General features: G+C 37.5%; 16 protein-coding genes and 1 pseudogene. 7 read left to right on the top strand and 10 right to left on the bottom strand.

From position 1 onward, the window contains the following. Window positions 1-129: 129 nt before the first annotated feature. Window positions 130-345: a hypothetical protein gene (locus NST21_RS13135; RefSeq protein WP_340889500.1), complete on the bottom strand. Its 216-nt coding sequence runs from the start codon at window positions 343-345 to the stop codon at window positions 130-132. Between the two features lie 243 nt (window positions 346-588). Here NST21_RS13135 and NST21_RS13130 point away from each other — a divergent pair. Next, window positions 589-1,113 (top strand): annotated as a pseudogene (locus tag NST21_RS13130) (flavin monoamine oxidase family protein); the annotation flags it as partial. Here NST21_RS13130 and NST21_RS13125 read toward each other — a convergent pair. Beyond that, window positions 1,110-1,274, bottom strand: a complete 165-nt coding sequence (locus NST21_RS13125) for a hypothetical protein (protein ID WP_340889499.1) — start codon at window positions 1,272-1,274, stop codon at window positions 1,110-1,112. The pseudogene NST21_RS13130 and the gene NST21_RS13125 sit on opposite strands and share 4 nt — an antisense overlap. A 707-nt stretch (window positions 1,275-1,981) precedes the next feature. Between NST21_RS13125 and NST21_RS13120 the strand changes: the two genes are divergently transcribed. The 4 genes from NST21_RS13120 to NST21_RS13105 all read left to right on the top strand — a co-directional run bounded on the left by NST21_RS13120 (window position 1,982) and on the right by NST21_RS13105 (window position 8,030). Beyond that, window positions 1,982-3,592: an alkaline phosphatase family protein gene (locus tag NST21_RS13120; protein ID WP_340889498.1), complete on the top strand. Its 1,611-nt coding sequence runs from the start codon at window positions 1,982-1,984 to the stop codon at window positions 3,590-3,592. Between the two features lie 724 nt (window positions 3,593-4,316). Next, entirely contained in the window at window positions 4,317-5,837 is a 1,521-nt protein-coding gene (locus NST21_RS13115; protein ID WP_445670515.1) for a spore germination protein, read from the top strand. A 19-nt stretch (window positions 5,838-5,856) separates the two neighbouring features. Further along, complete coding sequence (locus NST21_RS13110; RefSeq protein ID WP_340889495.1) at window positions 5,857-6,948, top strand: GerAB/ArcD/ProY family transporter; 1,092 nt, start codon at window positions 5,857-5,859, stop codon at window positions 6,946-6,948. Next, window positions 6,945-8,030, top strand: coding sequence for a Ger(x)C family spore germination protein (locus NST21_RS13105; RefSeq protein ID WP_340889494.1), 1,086 nt, complete (start codon window positions 6,945-6,947; stop codon window positions 8,028-8,030). Before NST21_RS13110 ends, NST21_RS13105 begins: the two co-directional genes overlap by 4 nt. Window positions 8,031-8,346: 316 nt before the next feature. On the opposite strand, the gene NST21_RS13100 is transcribed toward NST21_RS13105, so the two are convergent. The 6 genes from NST21_RS13100 to NST21_RS13075 all read right to left on the bottom strand — a co-directional run bounded on the left by NST21_RS13100 (window position 8,347) and on the right by NST21_RS13075 (window position 15,590). Next, window positions 8,347-8,994: a 3-oxoacid CoA-transferase subunit B gene (locus tag NST21_RS13100; RefSeq protein WP_340452664.1), complete on the bottom strand. Its 648-nt coding sequence runs from the start codon at window positions 8,992-8,994 to the stop codon at window positions 8,347-8,349. A gap of 17 nt (window positions 8,995-9,011) precedes the next feature. Continuing rightward, on the bottom strand, window positions 9,012-9,707 hold the full coding sequence (locus NST21_RS13095) for a CoA transferase subunit A (protein ID WP_340889493.1): 696 nt from the start codon (window positions 9,705-9,707) through the stop codon (window positions 9,012-9,014). Between the two features lie 31 nt (window positions 9,708-9,738). Continuing rightward, on the bottom strand, window positions 9,739-11,124 hold the full coding sequence (locus tag NST21_RS13090; RefSeq protein WP_340889492.1) for a GntP family permease: 1,386 nt from the start codon (window positions 11,122-11,124) through the stop codon (window positions 9,739-9,741). Between the two features lie 609 nt (window positions 11,125-11,733). Continuing rightward, on the bottom strand, window positions 11,734-13,404 hold the full coding sequence (locus tag NST21_RS13085) for a sigma-54 interaction domain-containing protein (RefSeq protein ID WP_340889491.1): 1,671 nt from the start codon (window positions 13,402-13,404) through the stop codon (window positions 11,734-11,736). Window positions 13,405-13,470: 66 nt separating this feature from the next. Further along, window positions 13,471-14,646, bottom strand: coding sequence for an acetyl-CoA C-acetyltransferase (locus tag NST21_RS13080; RefSeq protein WP_340889490.1), 1,176 nt, complete (start codon window positions 14,644-14,646; stop codon window positions 13,471-13,473). Then, the gene (locus tag NST21_RS13075) at window positions 14,643-15,590 is read right to left on the bottom strand and encodes a 3-hydroxyacyl-CoA dehydrogenase family protein (RefSeq protein ID WP_340889489.1); all 948 of its coding nucleotides are present in this window, start codon (window positions 15,588-15,590) and stop codon (window positions 14,643-14,645) included. Before NST21_RS13075 ends, NST21_RS13080 begins: the two co-directional genes overlap by 4 nt. Before the next feature lie 263 nt (window positions 15,591-15,853). On the opposite strand from NST21_RS13075, the gene NST21_RS13070 reads away from it, so the two are divergent. After that, window positions 15,854-16,630, top strand: a complete 777-nt coding sequence (locus tag NST21_RS13070; RefSeq protein ID WP_340889488.1) for a 3-hydroxybutyrate dehydrogenase — start codon at window positions 15,854-15,856, stop codon at window positions 16,628-16,630. 323 nt (window positions 16,631-16,953) lie between these two features. Here the strand turns inward: NST21_RS13070 and NST21_RS13065 are convergent, their stop codons facing one another. Further along, window positions 16,954-17,094: a hypothetical protein gene (locus NST21_RS13065; protein WP_340889487.1), complete on the bottom strand. Its 141-nt coding sequence runs from the start codon at window positions 17,092-17,094 to the stop codon at window positions 16,954-16,956. 274 nt (window positions 17,095-17,368) lie between these two features. On the opposite strand from NST21_RS13065, the gene NST21_RS13060 reads away from it, so the two are divergent. Further along, window positions 17,369-17,560, top strand: coding sequence for a hypothetical protein (locus tag NST21_RS13060; protein WP_340889486.1), 192 nt, complete (start codon window positions 17,369-17,371; stop codon window positions 17,558-17,560). 106 nt (window positions 17,561-17,666) lie between these two features. Here the strand turns inward: NST21_RS13060 and NST21_RS13055 are convergent, their stop codons facing one another. Then, window positions 17,667-18,659, bottom strand: coding sequence for an NAD(P)/FAD-dependent oxidoreductase (locus tag NST21_RS13055; protein WP_340889485.1), 993 nt, complete (start codon window positions 18,657-18,659; stop codon window positions 17,667-17,669).

The following is an 18,659-nucleotide window of genomic DNA, read 5'->3' as shown; positions in this document are numbered from 1 at the left end:
TCCTAAACATGGGACCTAAAATCACCTATGTAAACTTTTAGTATATGGTTATATTATGATACAATTTTGAGCTTTTTATCCTTTAAACACTATCGGCCTACGTAGCCTAGTGTTCCGAGAATGCGCAACTTACTTTTTAATATCATTCACCATCTGCTGTTGCTCAAGCTTTTTTCGCAGCATTAAAAGCTCCTCCTGTTCGAGTGAACGGCTGTCTTTCTCTTGGAAGGAACCAGACTTTTCATCCTGGTGAATCCACCGGACAAGGGAGGACGGGGTCAGATCATACTCTTCACTGAGCGCTTTCTTTGATTTCCCGTTCCGTTGCAACTGCACCATTATCAATGAATTCGACTTATTTAACTACAACGTAAATCTTGCTTCTTATGCATTCTCAAAGATACATCGGAGAAAGAGACAAGATTTATGCTTTTATTTTTTCTATTTAAGAAAGAGTAGATGTGACTATCTATTTAGTTTCCCAGTTTCGAACTCTCAAATTAAAATAACTCTCTCTTTACGGATTCTTTTCTAAATTGATGAGTTTATAATAATGGGTGTCGTTTGTAGTTTTCACATGAGAAGTGGAAAGCCATTCGAGAACTTCAATATGTTGCTTCTACAAAAATTGGTCTTCAATTCAAACAGAGATTTTGGGAAAAGGAATGGATTCTTGGAGGAAAAATAATAACTGATTTACCCATTAAAATTGGCTACTATCCAAGCCATTTAATAGGCTCAACTGGGTCTGGAATTCTTTTAGCCAGCTATACGTGGGAAGATGATACAATGCAATGGGAACAATTTCCTGAAGGAGATCGTATTCGAAATGCTTTAAATAACTTGGCAAAAGTACGTGGTAAACAAATATATACTCTGTTTTTAACAGGTGTTTCTTATAGCTGGTCACTAAATCAGTATTCCTCTGGGGCTTTCTCAATGTTTAAACCTGGTCAAGAAACAGACTTATTTCCATACGTTCCAACTCCTGAAGGAAGAGTCCACTTTGCCGGCGAACATACATCAACTTTACCTGCTTGGATAGAGGGAGCAGTTCAATCTGGAATTAGAGTTGCACATGAAGTAACAAGCCTACCAATAACATTTTTTTAAAAATATGAAATTGCAGCAGCAACACCATGGCCGACGAGAAGAGGCAAGCTAATCGTTCTACCATCGCCTGGAATTATTCCTACGAGCACTTCCGGGATTCCTATATGAGCAAGTTCGAACCCTATCCGGAGCATCAAAAATGAATTCCATGGCTTTTTCATAAGTGCTAACCTTCTGTTCCTTGACTGAACAAATTTTAGAAATTACCGACTGCTCGATAGAGATTGGATGATTGGATACAACCTGGGCTGCTGATAAGTCCCGGACTATTTCATTAAATGATGGATAATCCATCGTTCCATTTATATAAACAAATAAACCGGAGCTTTCAAAACTTGGAATGACCTCTTTAAAAACTACATCATCCTGCATAACCATTAGAGATTTTAGATTTTAGATTTTAGATTTTCCAGCTTTTGATCCAATTTAATATGCAAGGTTTTGCTTCTCATGGTGAACTCCTTTGGTTAATCGAGTTAATACTAGTTTCCTCTTTTTCCAGTTTTATACACGAAAGTGAGCAATCATTTAGACCCTAGTTTAAAGGCGTTTACAATAACATCAATTTTCTAGACAACATTCCCCTTCTTCCTTTGGAGGATGCCCATGATACCAAATGTCAGATTGTATTTTAGTTATTGTTTTCTTAAGAAAAAAGCTCTTAAAATGAACAACGATAAAGACAAATTCTTACTGAAGAATTATATGTCGAAGTGACATGTACATGATGTTAGAGTATTTCTTTACCTTTCTCTCAGGTCAACTGCCGGCTCGAAGCAGTTTTTGATTTTCCACAAGTAAATACTTATTTCTGACTTTCTATAATGAATGTGAAGAAAATGCAAATAATAAAATTGAAGAAGAAAACTTGCAAAACGAAGGTGGAGTCCTAATGATATATCGCTTACTAATTCTTGTATTCCTTTCAATCATAGTGATTACTGGTTGCTCTCATCTTGGTTCAAAGAATGAGCGGAATTCTCCAATAATTATGCAAACAAAGGACTCCGCCTCGCCTAAAGTTGTCCTTCTTGTTATTGATTCATTAATGGACGAACCTTTACAAAAAGCCATACAGGAGGATAAAGCCCCCGCCCTAGGATTTTTTCTAAAGCATGGTCAATATAGTAAAGGATTGGTAAGTTCCTATCCAACAATGTCAGTTACTATTGACAGTACTTTAATAACTGGTACTAATCCAGACAAACATAAGATTCCTGGTCTTGTCTGGTTTAACCAAGACGAACAACGTATTATTAGTTACGGAAACGGATTTTTTGAAACCTTGAAGTACGGAGTTCCTCACGTTGCTCAAAACAGCCTATTTCAATTTAATAATGTGGATCTCGATTCGAATGTTAAAACCATACATGAAGAATTAGACAACAATGGGGTACAAACTGCTTCTATAAATGCTTTAATTTACAGGGGGAATTATAACCATACCTTAAAAACCCCGAAGATCTTGGCAAAAATGACTCCCTTGCCTGATCAATATCGAACCAATGGACCAAAAATATTGTCTTTTGGAGATTTTATCAATCTGGACCCGAAAAATAAGCATGTGGTGAATCGATTGGGACTTAATGATGCATTTTCTGCTCAAGAATTTAAGTACCTTTTAAAGAAAGATATACTTCCTGAATTTACAATTATGTACATGCCAGAAAACGATCATTCAGTTCATATAAAGGGCCCTATGACAACGAAAGGGATTGAGAAACTTGATAAACATCTACAAGAAATATTAAATGTTTATCCAAAGTGGGAAAACGCTCTTGATAATATCATTTGGATCATTATTGGGGACAGCAAGCAATCATCAATTAAAAAGAACAAAAAGGAAGCTTTAATTGACTTAAGAAAGTCCCTATCGAATTATCATGTTGTAAAGCTGGGGGAAACAGTTCGAAATAATGATGAAGTTGTAATTACAGCGAATGAACGAATGGCATATGTATATAAAATAAATAATGGTTTCTCTATAAAGGATATAGCTAGTAAATTGCAAGCAGATTCACGGATTGCATGGATAGCATGGAAAGAAAACGAAATGATCCAAGTAATTTCGGGAGCTAACAAGGAAGTTTTTCAATTTAAACCGGGTGGACCTTATAAAGATGTTTATGATCAAACTTGGTATATAAAAGGAAATAGTGCAATTTTAGATCTAAATATAAAGAGTAATCATCATATTACCTACAGAAATTACCCTGATGGATTATCAAGATTATATGGGGCATTACATTCACATAAAGGAGATTTTCTAATAGTTGATGCTAAACCCGGCTACGAATTTATAGGTGAAAGTTCTCCAGAACATGCTGGAGGGGGTGCACACGGTTCCATGCACAAAGATGATTCACTCACACCAATGATAGTTACAGGGACCGATAAAAGCATTGATCATTTACGAATTGTTGATATAAAAAGTTGGATATTAGATATCTTTGAAGGGGATATCATACGAAGTAATTAATTCAAAACCTATTAAATCAACTAAAAAAGAAATCTGACTACGAGAAAACAGGTTGGTTATTTACAACTAACTAATCTGATTCCAATGCTCTTTTTGTTATATTTCATATTTCACTAAACTGCCAAGTTCGTTGAACAATTAAAGAGTACTTTTTTTGTAATGAATTTTTAACTTTTGCACATCTAACTTTTTGAAAAGCCAATGGCTAAATCATTACAAGAGCTAAAGAGCTACAGATTTTTCCCATTTCAAGGGACTTCATAGGCTCGGTCCAGTCGACTAAGTCCCTTTCTATACTACTAAAGTAGGCCAATTCGGGACTTTCTTGTGATTTTGAATCAGATTATTTAGTTCCCTTCCATCTTATAAAATACTATTAGAATTATTTTAGCCTGTGCCTGCCTCTGCCTTTTATCTAATTAACCAGCAACTATTAAAGCTCTTAATTTTGAATCGATATATCTTACACAGTTTTCTATCATGCTGAAAATCAATCTTGACTACACCTCAAAACACCCCCCCATCCTTTCGTCGATTAATAATCCTTATTTAGAATAAAATGATTTCCGAATGACACACTTTACGCATAGGCCCTAGTGGCTCTATTCGGCTTTGTACCCAAGTAATATACCGTTCACGAATCAAGTTACAATTATATTCTAATAAGGTTAATATGGGATGAAATTGGAATAATAGGATAATAAGCTTAAGTTTAGAGGTGGAAATGTTGTTTAACCGCAGAAATTCCCAAAAAAACTTAAATCGAAAAGACGATTTTAATAAGGTTTCCGATATACGAAGCCTATTTAATTCCCTTTCGTCATCAAATGATTTTATAAACCATCAAGGCAACTTAAAGGGAATTGGCTATTGGGTATCTTTTTATCGCTCTTTAATTGACGGGCAAGAACTACATGAGAGCGTACTATCTGTAATACCAACTTTAGAAACGATTAGTTTGGAACAAATTAAAGAAAATATCCCCATAGAGAATACTCTAATCACTAGCACTAGGAAGGTAATTGAAGAAAGGATGATGAGAGGCGAAATTGCCATTCGTTTAGATATGAACCTCGATGAGTGTTTGTTGATAAATATTGCCTCCAAACAAGGAAGACAAATTGGTAAACCCGAGCTTGAATTTGGAATCATTAGTCCTCAAGAAGCTTTTGTCGAAGATATTGATATCAATCTGAATCTAGTGAGAAAAAGACTGCCTATCCCAGAGTTACAAGTAAAGGAATTAACTGTAGGATCCTTATCTAAAACAAAAGTAGCTGTTATATATATAGAAGGAATTGTTGAACAGGAAAATGTCGATACCGTTATACAACGAATCAATGAAATAGAGTTCGATGAAATTTTGGATGGATCCAATCTAGCTCAAATGCTTTATGATGATTCAAATACTCTATTCCCACTTTTTTTACATACGGAAAGACCCGATCGGATTGCAAGTGCTTTGTCTGAAGGTAAGGTAGCCATGGTGATAGATAGGTCTTCTTCTGCACTAATTGCTCCAACCATTTTATTGGAGTATTTTATTACCATGGAAGATTATAATATGCCATGGATTCCAGCTTCCGCCTTCCGATTATTAAGAATATTCGCGGTCATTTTTTCCATATTCGCTACACCTCTTTATGTAGCCGTGCTAACCTTTCATTATGAACTGATTCCTAAAGACCTTTTGGAGACGATCGTTGCTTCAAGGAATTTGATACCTTTCCCTCCTTTAATTGAAGCATTATTCTTAGAGATTTCAATTGAACTGTTAAGGGAAGCCGCCGCTAGGTTACCAACAAAGGTAGGTCAGACATTAGGTATCGTCGGCGGTATTGTTATCGGTCAGGCTGCTGTTGTAGCTGGACTGACAAGTAATATTTTATTAATCATTGTCGCCTTATCGGCACTAGCATCATTTGTAACGCCAATTTATAAAATGGGAAATGCCATTCGATTACTTAGATTCCCCTTTCTACTAGGGGCACAAATCTGGGGTTTGCTTGGGATAACCATTGCGTCCGTGTTTTTAATGACACATCTTATTAAGTTGACTTCAATGGGACATCCTTACCTAGAACCAATATACCCGTTTCGCATTAAAGATTGGAAAGACAGCTTTGTTCGACTTCCTTTTATTTTTTTCAAGTCACGACCTGTAAATTTACGAACAGAGAATGTGACAAGACAACCACAAAAGCAAAAAACATCAAAAAAAAGAAAGAATGATTTTAATGAGTGATAAAAAATGAGGGTACTGTATGAACCAAGCTGGTGTAAATGATAAATATAAAGTATCACCATTCTATGTGTTTTTTTTAGTACATTCCATGCAAACAGGCATAGGTGTGTTGAGTTTCCAAAGAGTTTTAGCGAAGTCGGCGGGGACGGACGGCTGGATCTCCATAATTCTAGCAGGGCTAATTGTTCATATTATGATTTGGATCATCTATAAAATATTCAGTATCGTTCCAGGGGATATCATTTCCGCCAATACACAGGCATTAGGGAAATGGCTTGGGAATTTCTTCAGTCTGTTATTCATCATTTACTTTTTGATTCTTGGGATGACAGTAATAATTAGCTATATAAATGTCGTACATGTTTGGATGTTTGAAGAAGTACCTTCCTGGGCATTTGCTTTAGTGTTTCTAATTCTGATTTATTACATAAATTCTGGGGGGTTCCGAACTGTTACCGGCGTTACCTTTTTAACTGTATTGTTGACATACTGGCTTCTATTTGACCTTATCTATGCTATGAAATATGCTGAATTTACGAATTTGCTTCCTATTTTTGACCACAGCATTTTAGATATACTTAAAGGAGTAAAAGATAATTCATTAACCATGATTGGATTTGAATTGATTCTGATGTTTTATCCGTTTATCAAAGATGCTAAAACTTCACAAAAATATGCCCATGGAGGTGCCTTAACAACTACGTTACTGACCGTGTTCATTTATTTAGTTTCACTGGTCTTTTATTCACAAAAACAGTTAGTCCTGACTATTTGGCCGACACTGACAATGACTAGCGTTGTCGAGTTGCCCTTTATTCAACGTTTCGAATATATTGAGATCTCTTGGTGGACCTTAGTTATCATACCCAATATGACCATTTCATTATGGGCTGCCAGCAGGGGATTTAAACGCTTATTTAATGTTCAGCAAAAGTATCCATTATGGGGTATGTGTATTATTATTCTGCTTATCAATATTTTTGTTTTTGATATGGATTCCCTTTATATTTTGAATAAAATTATCAATCCATATGGCCTGTACTTCATTTGTTTATACTTGCCTCTTCTTTTGTTAATCATCTATACAAAGAAATTGAGGAACCGTTTATGAGAAAAGTACTTCCGGTTATCTTAATCTATTCACTTCTTTGCAGTTGTGCACAACAGAAAGTAGTCGACGAAGTGAATATGGCCCAGGCTATTGGCTACGATTTAACAGAAGATGATATGATCGAAGGAATGTTCGTCATCCCCATCTTTCAACAAGAAAAGATGGGGAAATATCAAATCTTAAGTGGAAAATCAACGACAACGAGTGATGTTCAAGCTATTGTATCAAAAAAGGCAAATAAGCCGGTGCTCCTTGGACAGACACGAATCGTTTTTTTTAGTGAGAAAATCGTTCAACAAATTGGAATGACAGAGCTAACCGATTATATCTACCGTGAACCCCAACTTGGGAACAGGGTTATTTTGGCAATTGTCGAAGGAAAGGTTAAAGATGTCATTTATACAAAATCTCCTAATAGTAATGTGAATATTGGCATTTTTTTAGCCGATTTAATTACTCAACAAAATGAGTCTGGTAACGGACCGGATACTAATCTCCATATTTTTTTAAAGGACGCTCTAGCAGATGGCGGAGATGCGTTTCTTCCGTTATTAAAAAAACGTAATAACGATATTATGGTTTCTGGAGTGGCATTGTTACACGAAAATAAAATAGTGAGTAAAGTGAAAACCCAAGATATGTTTGTATTTAAGACTTTAGTTCAATCCCATAAACGAGGAATTTATAAATTCAGTTTAAAAGATAAGAAAAAAAGCGAAATTGTGGTAGAGAGTATCCGAAGTGGTTCAAGTTATAATGTTTCAGACTCAGGGAGTGACCCCTCCATCACGATTAAAATCAAAATTGAAGGTCAAGTAAAGGAATCCATGAGAAGTGAAAACCTAACTAATAGAAAAATGATTAAAAAAATTGAAATGGCAATGAAACAGGATTTAACTAGGGAAGCTAACAAACTTATTAATGATTTTCAGAAAAAAAACATTGATCCGATTGGCTTAAAGGAGAAATATCATGCCAAAAATAAAAGAATGACATATGAAGAATGGAAAAAGATTTATCCTAATATGACGATAAAAGTAGAAACTGAAGTTCACATTCTTCAAACTGGCGTTTCGGAATAATATAACTACAAACACATAAGCAAAAGATTGAAAGCGAGCAAAAGAAATCATGACGTATCACTCTACAAAGGTCAAATAGAACAGAATGTATAGTTCACTCTGTTCTAAAAATGGAGGAATCCACTATAATTTATCTTGAAATGAGAGATATTCGCGAAACAAACAACCATTCATAAAAAAATGATTACAAAGAAAGCGTGCAAATGAAATAAGTTCAACTTCATTATGCACGCTTTCGGATGAAATGCAGGTTTATATAGGTATTTTACAGGTGCCTCAAATTACTTAGGGCAGTTCAAGTATTGACTTTTTTTACTTACCCCTTTATTTCTAAAGACGAGCTTACAGTAAATTCAGCCTCAGTATTGCTTTTCACTTGATCAAGTGTAACCCCGTTCTGCAATTCGATCAATTCCATACCTGATTCTGAAAATTGAAAAACTGCCAAGTCAGTAATCAGGCAATGGATGACATTTTCTCCCGTCAATGGCAGTGTACAGCTCTTTTTCACTTTTGATTCCCCATGCTTGTTCACATGATCCATAATGACAACGATTCGTTTTGCCCCTTGGACGAGGTCCATCGCCCCACCCATTCCTTTTACCATCTTCCCAGGGATCATCCAGTTAGCTAAATCCCCTTTTTCGGAAACTTCCATTCCACCTAAAATGGCAAGATCGATATGTCCGCCGCGAATCATCGCGAACGACTCAGCACTATCAAAAAAGGAAGCCCCGGCTTTTGCCGTTACTGTTTCCTTTCCTGCATTAATCAGATCCGGATCCACTTCATCTTTATTTGGATAAGGCCCAATTCCAAGTAAGCCATTTTCCGATTGAAGCATGACATTGAGGTCACCAGGAATCATGTTAGCAATCAAGGTCGGCATGCCGATTCCTAAATTCACACACATACCATCTTGGATTTCTTTTACGGCCCGTTCTAATATTTGTTGTCTTGACATTCGAAAACTCCCCCTTTTTATGCGTTAGTGGTTGTAAGTTTTTCAATTCGTTTTTGATAATGGTTTCCTACAAAGATTTTTTGTACATAAACCCCAGGAGTATGAATTTCATCTGGATCAAGCTCTCCAATATTGACAAGCTCCTCCACTTCGGCAATCGTAATTTTCCCCGCGGTGGCTACAACTGGGTTAAAGTTTCTTGCCGTTTTTCTATAAATGAGATTACCAAACGGATCTGACTTCCATGCTTTGATAAAGGCGAAGTCCCCGACTATCCCTTTTTCCATAATGTAAGTGCGACCATCAAATTCCTTATGTTCTTTACCTTCAGCCACTTCTGTCCCAACTCCAGTAGCTGTATAAAAAGCAGGAATACCTGCTCCACCCGCTCTTAGACGCTCAGCAAGAGTCCCCTGAGGAACTAGCTCAACCTCCAGTTCTCCATTTAAAAATTGTTGCTCAAACAATTTATTTTCACCTACATAAGAAGCAATCATTTTTTTGATTTGCCTATTCTCCAACAATATTCCGAGACCTGCATCATCGACTCCACAATTATTGCTGATAACAGTCAAATCTTTTACACCTTTATCACGCAAAGCATGAATTAGATTTTCTGGAATTCCACTTAATCCAAAACCGCCAACAACAATCGTTGCTCCATCCTCAATTTGTTGAATGGCACTATCCAAAGAAGACAATAATTTCCCCATTTTCTCCATCTCCATTTCCTAGTTTATTCTTTTAAATAAACAGTGATGCTGAAAAAGCAAGGATGAACACTGTAACCGTTTTCAAGATCGTAATAACAAATATGTCTTTATACGATTGCCGATGTGTCAATCCTGTAATCGCAAGTAAGGTAATAACGGCACCGTTATGTGGAAGCGTATCCATCCCTCCGGATGCCATGGAAGCAATACGATGAAGCATTTCCGGGCTGAACCCAACAGTTTGTGCCACCTGCAAGTAATGACTTCCCATTACCTCTAATGCAATGGAAAGTCCACCAGAAGCAGATCCGGTAATTCCTGATAGCACATTGACAGCGACTGCTTCCGAAACGAGTGGATTGCTGCTTGCGTTGAACACCCAATTTTGAATCACAGAGAAACCCGGAAGCGTTTTCACAACATTTCCAAAACCAACCTCAGAAGCGGTATTGAAGATTGCTAGCAAAGATCCCATTGCAGCAGCTGTTAAACCACTTGCCAGTTTGACCTTTATGCGCCCAACATTCAGAAGCATCGCTGCTAGGATCCCGATTGTCAGTGCAACAATCAAAGACCAAGAAGAAGTTACTGAGCTTATATCAGCGATATTGAAGGTTTCCTTTAACATCGTGCCATCATACCAGTTCTTTACGGAAATAGCACTGCGACTGAAAGCGAAGTTGAACGCAACTACAAGCACAAGTGGTACGATGGACAGCCAAAAGTTAGGCAGGTTTTGCTGTTCGCCACTTTCGGGTTCATTAGTATGTCCTTCCCCGTAACCTTCACCTTTTGCTAACGCTTGTTTACGACGATGTTCTAACCAGATCATTCCACCTGTGAATACCATGATTGCACCAATGATTCCGATTAATGGTGCCGCATACGTATCTGTTCCAAAATAATTCGTTGGAATGATGTTTTGAATCTGCGGTGTTCCAGGAAGCGCATCCATCGTATAAGTGAAAGCACCCAGTGCTATAGTTCCTGGCAATAACCGCTTTGGAATATCCGCCTCTTTATAAATCGCTGCAGCAAATGGATAAACTGCAAAGGCTACAACAAACAGTGAAACCCCACCATATGTCAGCGCTGAACAGGCTAGGACTACAGCAAGAATGGCCCGCTTTGAACCTAGTGATTTAACGATGGTCTTGGCAATAGATGCTGCTGCACCACTCATCTCCATTACTTTCCCAAATATAGCACCTAATAGAAATATTGGGAAGAATGATTTTACATAATTTGCTGCATATGTCATATATGTCTCTGTATAGCTCGGTAACAAATGACCACCAGATAAAATGACCGCCAATAATGTGACAAGCGGTGCTATAATAATGACCGGATAACCTCTATAAGCTAAAAAGATTAAAAGTCCAAGAGCCACAACAATGGCTAAAATTTGAATCACCAATACAATTCCCCCTTTTCTCTTCTCCCTATGCCCCCAAATTCACATTTTCAATCGGATTTTACAATTCGAGCCTGCCTTCCCCAAGTCAAGCTGAATGATTATACTACTACTTCCCCCAATTGATAATGCTTTCAACAAACTATGAAACTTTAAAATTGCTCCCTATCCATTTTCCCAATCGTAGCCCTTTGTAAAATGACAGATTGACCATTCAGCAAAATACATATGCAATAATTGTGCCAACATAATTAAAATTTAAAATTACTCATCTATTAAAGCATTTCAAATCATTTTCCCTCTCCTTTTTATTAACTGTAGAAGCTAAAATCCTCTAAAACTGTTCAGGTTTCTTTACACTCTATTAATAACCTCCAAAAAATTGTAAGCCTTTTCATACACAATTCAAATTACCTCTCGTTTAATGAACGGATTTCTTAACACATTCATAAAAATTTCCAAACAAAGAAAACTCGCCGACTTACACAAGTGTCGTAGTTTCCTAATAAAGACCACTACGAAACCTCTAGATTAATCCTCTAAAAGAGGGTGTTCAAAAGTATAAAAAAGTACCCGTTGCAAATGCACAGGGTACTTTTCTATAATCATAATTCATAAACCATACTTATTCATCTTCTCATAAAGTGTCGTCCGACTCACTCCGAGTCGCTTTGCCGTTTCGGATTTATTACCTGAAGTCATTTCCAAACTAGAAAATATTGTAGCACGTTCGGTTTCTTCCATTACTTCGGCTAAAGTGCGGATTGGGACTAGTTCTTTATGACCCGTTATTTCTTCAGGAAGATGCTTGGAATCTATCATTTCCTCTTCTTCAACAATATTCAACGCGCGTTCAATGATATTTTCCAGCTCACGAATATTACCCGGCCACTTATAGAGACGAAGTAGCCGTAAAGCTTGATCACTCATACCCTGTACACGCTTTTTCATAAGGTTTTGGTATTTTCCAACAAAATAATTCACCAGAATTTCAACGTCCACTAATCGCTTCCTTAAGGACGGAACGTGAATTTGCATGACCTTTAACCGATAATACAAATCAAGCCTGAACTCACCTTTTGAAACCATTTCTTCTAGATTGCGGTTCGTTGCCGCGATTACCCGTACATCAATCTGAACACTGCCCGTAGAACCGACCCGTTCAATTTCTTTTTCTTGTAAAACACGAAGCAATTTCACCTGCATATGCAGTGGTAGCTCACCGATTTCATCAAGAAAAATTGTCCCGCCATCAGCTGCTTCGAACTTACCTGCCTTCCCGCCTTTTTTTGCACCGGTGAAAGAACCCTCTTCATAGCCAAAGAGCTCTGACTCTAGCAATTCTGCTGGGATAGCTGCACAGTTCACTTTAACGAATACACCCATGGCTCGTCTGCTTTCATTATGAATGGAATGGGCAAACAGCTCCTTACCTGTTCCGCTTTCACCCAGTATCAACACATTTGAGTCACTTTTAGCTGCAATTCTGGCTTGTACTTTTACTTCCATAAGAGCAGGACTTTTCCCCATAATATGATCAAACGTATAGGATGCTTTATTTCTCTCGCGAAAATCACCTTTATACTTTTTTAGCTCTATTTCCAATAAGTTTACCCGTTTGGAAAGAGCAGTAAATTGCCCGACATTTTTAAATAATATTTTCCCGACCGCCCCTACGATTTTACCTTGTTTCAGAATCGGGGAACGGGTCGCAATAATGTAATTATCTTTAATTTTTTGTAATTCAGCGACTTCCTGTTTGCCAGTTTTGGCTACTAAATGCATACGGGTATTTTCGATGATTTCCGTTACATGCTTCCCAATTGAGCTTTCCTGATCGACCCCAAGAAAATCAGCATAGGCATGGCTCAACATTTGTACATACCCTTCCGTATCAACCATAACCAAACCATCATAGGCAAATTCTATAATATCTTTAAAAAGGATTTCTTCATGATTATCAATATTGAGAAAATCATTTTTATTGTTCGTAAATAACAGGAAATAAAATTGATACTCCTCATCAGCCACTTGAACAATCTCTTTTCTAACAATCACATTATTACCGTTCAAATAAATAGGCGTATTTACAGATGACAATAGATTTTTTTTAATAATCAACGTTGTTTGCTGATCAAATTGATCCTCTGAAAACCCCTCAGATAATACGCGATTGTATAGGACGATTTCTTTTTCGTTTTTCGTTACCAAAATCCCAAATGGTAATTCTTCCAATATCGCTTTTACTAATTCTAATTGAACCGTTTTATTATCATTGGCCATACCTATTCTCCTTAATCCTTCTGATGTTTACCCATTATATCATAGGAAAATAAGGCCAAGTCACCTTTACCGTTCAACAATCAGCGCTGTACCCTGCCCGCCACCAATACATAAAGTAGCAAGGCCCGTTTTTGCACCTCTACGCTTCATTTCATACAATAATGTAACTAAAATCCGCGCACCAGAAGCACCTACAGGATGGCCAAGTGCTATCGCACCGCCATTAACATTCACTTTGTCTGGATCCAGTTCAAGGTCCTTCAGCACAGCGAGTGACTGTGCCGCAAAGGCTTCATTCACTTCCATTAAATCAATTTCATCAATTTTCAATCCCGCTTTTGCTAAAGCTTTTTTTGTCGCAGGTACTGGACCGTATCCCATGATTTTTGGATCAAGCGCAGCGTTAGCATATGACTTGATAGTTGCTAAAATTTCCAGTCCCAGCTCGTCAGCTTTTTCTTTAGACATCAGTACCAGCATCGCACCGCCATCATTGATTCCAGACGCATTTCCGGCCGTAACCGTTCCATTTTCCTTAAAAGCAGGTCGAAGTTTCGTTAGCTGGTCTATCGTTAGCCCATGGCGTGGATGTTCATCTTGATCAACTAAGACCGTTTTTCCTCTGCGTTTATATTCAACAGGGACGATTTCATCTACAAATCGACCTTCAATTTGGGCCTTTTCAGCTTTCAACTGACTATGTAAAGCAAATTCATCCTGCTTTACACGACTGATTTCCCACTGTGCCGCAATATTCTCGGCCGTTACACCCATATGATACTGATTAAAAACATCCGTTAAGGCATCATAAGTCATTGAATCCACGACTTCGGCATTCCCCATCTTCTGTCCAAAACGGTAATTCGGAAGTAAATACGGGGCATTGCTCATGCTTTCAATACCCCCAGCAAGAATCACATCGGCATCACCAAGGGCTATGAATTGGGCCCCCATAATTACCGTACGGAGCCCCGACCCGCAAAGCTTATTGATGGCCATAGCTGGTGTTGTTTCCGGGACCCCTGCATGAATCGCAACCTGACGTGCCACATTTTGCCCTAACCCGGCCGATAGAATATTCCCAACCAATACCTCATCGATCATGTCAGCCGAAATATTTGCCCGCTTAATTGCTTCTTTTGCTGCTACCACTCCCAATTCAACCGCTGAAACATTGGCAAGACTACCTCCAAGGGTACCAACTGGTGTTCTTGCTGCTCCTACAATCACTACTTCTCTCATATTACTTCCTCCTTCTCCATTTTTAATTTTCCTAGTTTAATAAAATTACGGTCCCTCTCATTGATTTTCTGAGAAACGGTAGATTCCTCATAAGTGAAAATCCCTTCACCTGACTTCGCCCCAAGCTTCCCCTTTTCCACTAAATCACGAATAATGATCGGGGCATGCTTACTTTGGTCCAACTCTGGTGCAACATTATCAAAAACGCGCTGCCATGTATCAAGTCCCCCAAAATCAGCAATCTCGATTGGCCCAGTAAACGCCCAGCGAAATCCAGGTCCCGCTGTAATGGCTGTATCAATATCCTCAGCAGTGGCTACGCCCTCTTTTAAGAGATAAAAGGCTTCCCGCATCAAGGCAGTTTGCAGACGATTGGCAATGAATCCTGCTATTTCTTTTTTTAAAAGAATCGGAGACTTGCCTATTTTTCGGATTAAATCAAGTGTAGCCTCGACGACTTCCGGCTTTGTTTCATTATGCTGAACAATTTCAACTAAAGGAACCAGATGCCCAGGATTAAAAAAATGCGCGATTATCATCCGGTCCGCAAACGAAGCAGTCTCCATCAATCGAGAAATCGGGAAGGTCGATGTATTTGAAGCAATAATCGCATCCTCTTTCACTATTTGCTCCAATTGTTGATACAGGTCCAACTTCAATTCAATGACTTCCGGAATAGCCTCAATTATAAAGTCAGCATCCCTGACGGCCTCCTTCAAGTCAACCTTATATGTAATATTAGATACAGCACCCTGCTTTTCCTGTTCAGTCATAGCACCTTCTTCAATGAGCAGGGATAGATTCTCAGATATTCGATCTTGGGCTTTCGATAGAAACTCTTCTTTAATATCGTTGATAGTGACGAAATACCCGCTTACTGCAAATGACTGAGCGATTCCACTCCCCATTACACCTGAACCGATAATTGCTATATTTTTGATCATTTCGTTTCTCCTTTCTTATCCATGATATTTCCTACATTTTACTCAACTTATATACATGCAATATCCATGCCAACCCTAAGAGTAAATAAAAATCTTTTGTTATTTTAAAAATTATGATAGACTCTAAATCAATAACCATCCCCCCATATTTTTATTACCTTCCCTTGATATTTTAAATTTGCTTTCATATGAATATTCCCTATATATCAAACTAAACTTTTTGACAGATTTAGACCGTTACATTTTTTTTGGAGGAATGTAATATGGTTAAAGATAAAGTGGCGATCATTACGGGGTCTGCTAGAGGAATCGGTTTTGAAATTGGAAAGATCTTTGCTGAAAATGGAGCAAAGGTCGTTCTTTCAGACCTTAATCAAATTACAGTTGAAGATGCAGCTCTAGATTTAAGAAACAAAGGCTTGGAAGTCACCGGCTTTAAAGCAGACGTAACAAAAGAAGAAGATATTATTCAACTAATCAAACAGACCAAAAGGAAATATGGCCGAATTGATATTTTCATTAATAACGCTGGCCTTCAGCATGTTGCTCCGATTGAAGAGTTCCCAACTGAAAAATTCGAACAGATGATCAAAATTATGCTAACCGCTCCATTCATAGCAATTAAAAACGTTTTCCCCATTATGAAAGAACAAGGATTCGGCAGAATCATTAATATCTCTTCCATTAATGGACTGATTGGATTTGCTAATAAAGCAGCGTACAATAGTGCAAAACACGGTGTAATTGGATTGACGAAAGTCGCCGCCCTTGAAAGCGCATCCTCGGGAATTACAGTAAACGCCCTTTGCCCAGGATACGTTGACACACCTCTCGTACGCGGCCAACTGGAAGATCTAGCAAGAACAAGACAAGTGCCACTAGAAAGCGTTTTGGAAGAAGTTATCTATCCGCTCGTCCCACAAAACCGCTTACTCGACGTCAGCGAAATCGCCGACTATGCCATTTTCCTCGCAAGTGACAAAGCCCGAGGCATCACCGGCCAGGCTGTTGTGTTGGATGGTGGTTATACAGCTCAATAAAAAGAAAAGAGCTTCTACCAGAGGACTAAAACCCGGATAAAGGACACTTAATAAAGCGCCCTTTATCTGGGTTTTCTTTATCCTACGAAGGAAGCAAATAATAAATAAGGTGTTATTTTTTATTGACATTAAAAATGGTAGGTCATATCCAAACAAAAAAAGAAAGAAAAAAAGAGTTAGTAGCCATTAACCACTCACTCCGCAGATTTCAATTTCATAGGTACAAAATAAATTCATACTATTTAATCTTAAAGTTATGATTGAGAGTGCCTAAAAATTTTAGAAATTCTCAAATTCTTTTCAAATTTAAATTGGAATAATTTCTAAAAAAACGACTTAAAAATCTCTTGGTGCTGACTACATTCATTGCAGATATATTCTATTTCTAATGCATCTTCTCTTACTGTATGAACTGTCTCTTTTTTACAAGTTTCACAAAATCTTTCTTCGTATATTTCTTCCATTACTAATCACCCTCCATGTTCATATTGTCTTTTTTTACATTATTTTGTGTAGCTATTATATTTTGTGAATAATTAAAGGAAAAATACCATTTTTTCCTGAAGGACCTCCATAATGAAAAAGAAGAAAAGAATTCAGAGACAAAAAAACAACATTATGATGCGATTCCTAGAAACAAGAAGGCTCTGGGTGCCCATATATACGTATCGGCATTTGGTTATAGTAACTTATACCAGAAGCTACATGTATATTAATTGTATATTCGAAGGGAGCACCATGGAAGCAAATCATTATCAGTATATTAAAGAGCAAATTGAATATTATTCATCTAAACCCTTAAGGGAATCAATATTTTACGTTGTTAAGAATGCAATTATAGAAGGGGTATTTTTACCTGGGGATCGTTTAACGGAAGATGATATCGCCCAACAATTTAACTGTGCCGTACACCGGTTCGTGAAGCATTGAGAAAATTGGAACAGGAAAACATTCAAGGGTATGGTCAAAAAATACTACCTTACCATTACCCTTGAAAATCACTTTTAAGACTACAATTTAATGCACTACTAGTAAATCATGCGAATAAGGAAGTACTATGCATTGGCTGAACTTTGGCTTTAGGATCAATATAGGCTTTAGCATTATTGACTGCAGTAGGACCCTCACCAAATCCTGTTGTAATTAATTTAACCTTTCCTTCATAGGTACAAATATCGCCGGCAGCGTAAATGCCTGAAATATTTGTTTCTTGCTTGGTATTAACAATAATTGCATTTTTCTCAAGTTTGAGACCCCATTCTTTAATTGGGCCAAGAGAGGAAACAAAACCGTAATTAACAATTAGGTCATCTATGTCAACTAGTTCTTTTTCTTGAGTCTTAGTGTGTTCTAAAACAATTTTAGTGATTTGATCTGCTCCTACCAGCTCCGAAGGAACATATGGTGTTTTGACTTCAACAGACGAATTCATCAATTGGTTTACACTATGTTCATGAGCACGAAATTTATCTCTTCGATGAATCAATGTTACTTTTTCAGCGATTGGCTCAAGCATAAGTGCCCAATCAAGAGCTGAATCTCCACCACCTAGTATCGCTACTTTTCTTCCTTTGAATCGAGTCATGTCATTCACAAAATAATGTAAATTCTTGTTTTCAAACTGTGTTGCATCCTCTAGTTCTAATTTACGAGGCTGAAAAGCTCCATTCCCTGCAGTAATAATAACTGATTTAGAGAAATGAGTATCTAGGTTTGTAGTGATTTTAAATGTTCCATCTGCTTGCTTTTCAATCTGCTTAACCGCTTCATCAAGACAAATCGTCGGTTCAAATACTTTCATTTGTTCTTCTAAATTCTCTACCAATTCTTGAGCCCGTACTTTTGGAAATCCAGCTATATCATAAATGAATTTTTCAGGATAAAGAGCGGTGAGTTGACCTCCCAATTGAGGAAGACTCTCTATGATTTTCACCTTTGCTTGCCTCATTCCACCATAGAATGCTGTAAATAAACCAACTGGACCGCCACCAATAATTGTAATATCATCAATCTTCTTTTCTTCTATCAT

The sequence above is a fragment of the Peribacillus sp. FSL K6-1552 genome (assembly GCF_038005205.1).
In the GTDB taxonomy this organism is placed as follows: Bacteria; Bacillota; Bacilli; order Bacillales; family DSM-1321; genus Peribacillus; species Peribacillus butanolivorans.
The sequence above is the reverse complement of the archived record's forward strand: the minus strand, read 5'-3'. Positions and strand labels throughout refer to the sequence as shown.

Coding starts and splice junctions, on each gene's coding strand:
- NST21_RS13125 (WP_340889499.1), bottom strand. CDS start 1,274: ATGAAAAAGCCATGGAATTCATTTTTGATGCTCCGGATAGGGTTCGAA.
- NST21_RS13115 (WP_445670515.1), top strand. CDS start 4,317: ATGTTGTTTAACCGCAGAAATTCCCAAAAAAACTTAAATCGAAAAGAC.
- NST21_RS13110 (WP_340889495.1), top strand. CDS start 5,857: ATGAACCAAGCTGGTGTAAATGATAAATATAAAGTATCACCATTCTAT.
- NST21_RS13105 (WP_340889494.1), top strand. CDS start 6,945: ATGAGAAAAGTACTTCCGGTTATCTTAATCTATTCACTTCTTTGCAGT.
- NST21_RS13100 (WP_340452664.1), bottom strand. CDS start 8,994: ATGTCAAGACAACAAATATTAGAACGGGCCGTAAAAGAAATCCAAGAT.
- NST21_RS13095 (WP_340889493.1), bottom strand. CDS start 9,707: ATGGGGAAATTATTGTCTTCTTTGGATAGTGCCATTCAACAAATTGAG.
- NST21_RS13085 (WP_340889491.1), bottom strand. CDS start 13,404: ATGGCCAATGATAATAAAACGGTTCAATTAGAATTAGTAAAAGCGATA.
- NST21_RS13080 (WP_340889490.1), bottom strand. CDS start 14,646: ATGAGAGAAGTAGTGATTGTAGGAGCAGCAAGAACACCAGTTGGTACC.
- NST21_RS13075 (WP_340889489.1), bottom strand. CDS start 15,590: ATGATCAAAAATATAGCAATTATCGGTTCAGGTGTAATGGGGAGTGGA.
- NST21_RS13070 (WP_340889488.1), top strand. CDS start 15,854: ATGGTTAAAGATAAAGTGGCGATCATTACGGGGTCTGCTAGAGGAATC.
- NST21_RS13065 (WP_340889487.1), bottom strand. CDS start 17,094: ATGGAAGAAATATACGAAGAAAGATTTTGTGAAACTTGTAAAAAAGAG.
- NST21_RS13060 (WP_340889486.1), top strand. CDS start 17,369: ATGGAAGCAAATCATTATCAGTATATTAAAGAGCAAATTGAATATTAT.
- NST21_RS13055 (WP_340889485.1), bottom strand. CDS start 18,659: ATGATAGAAGAAAAGAAGATTGATGATATTACAATTATTGGTGGCGGT.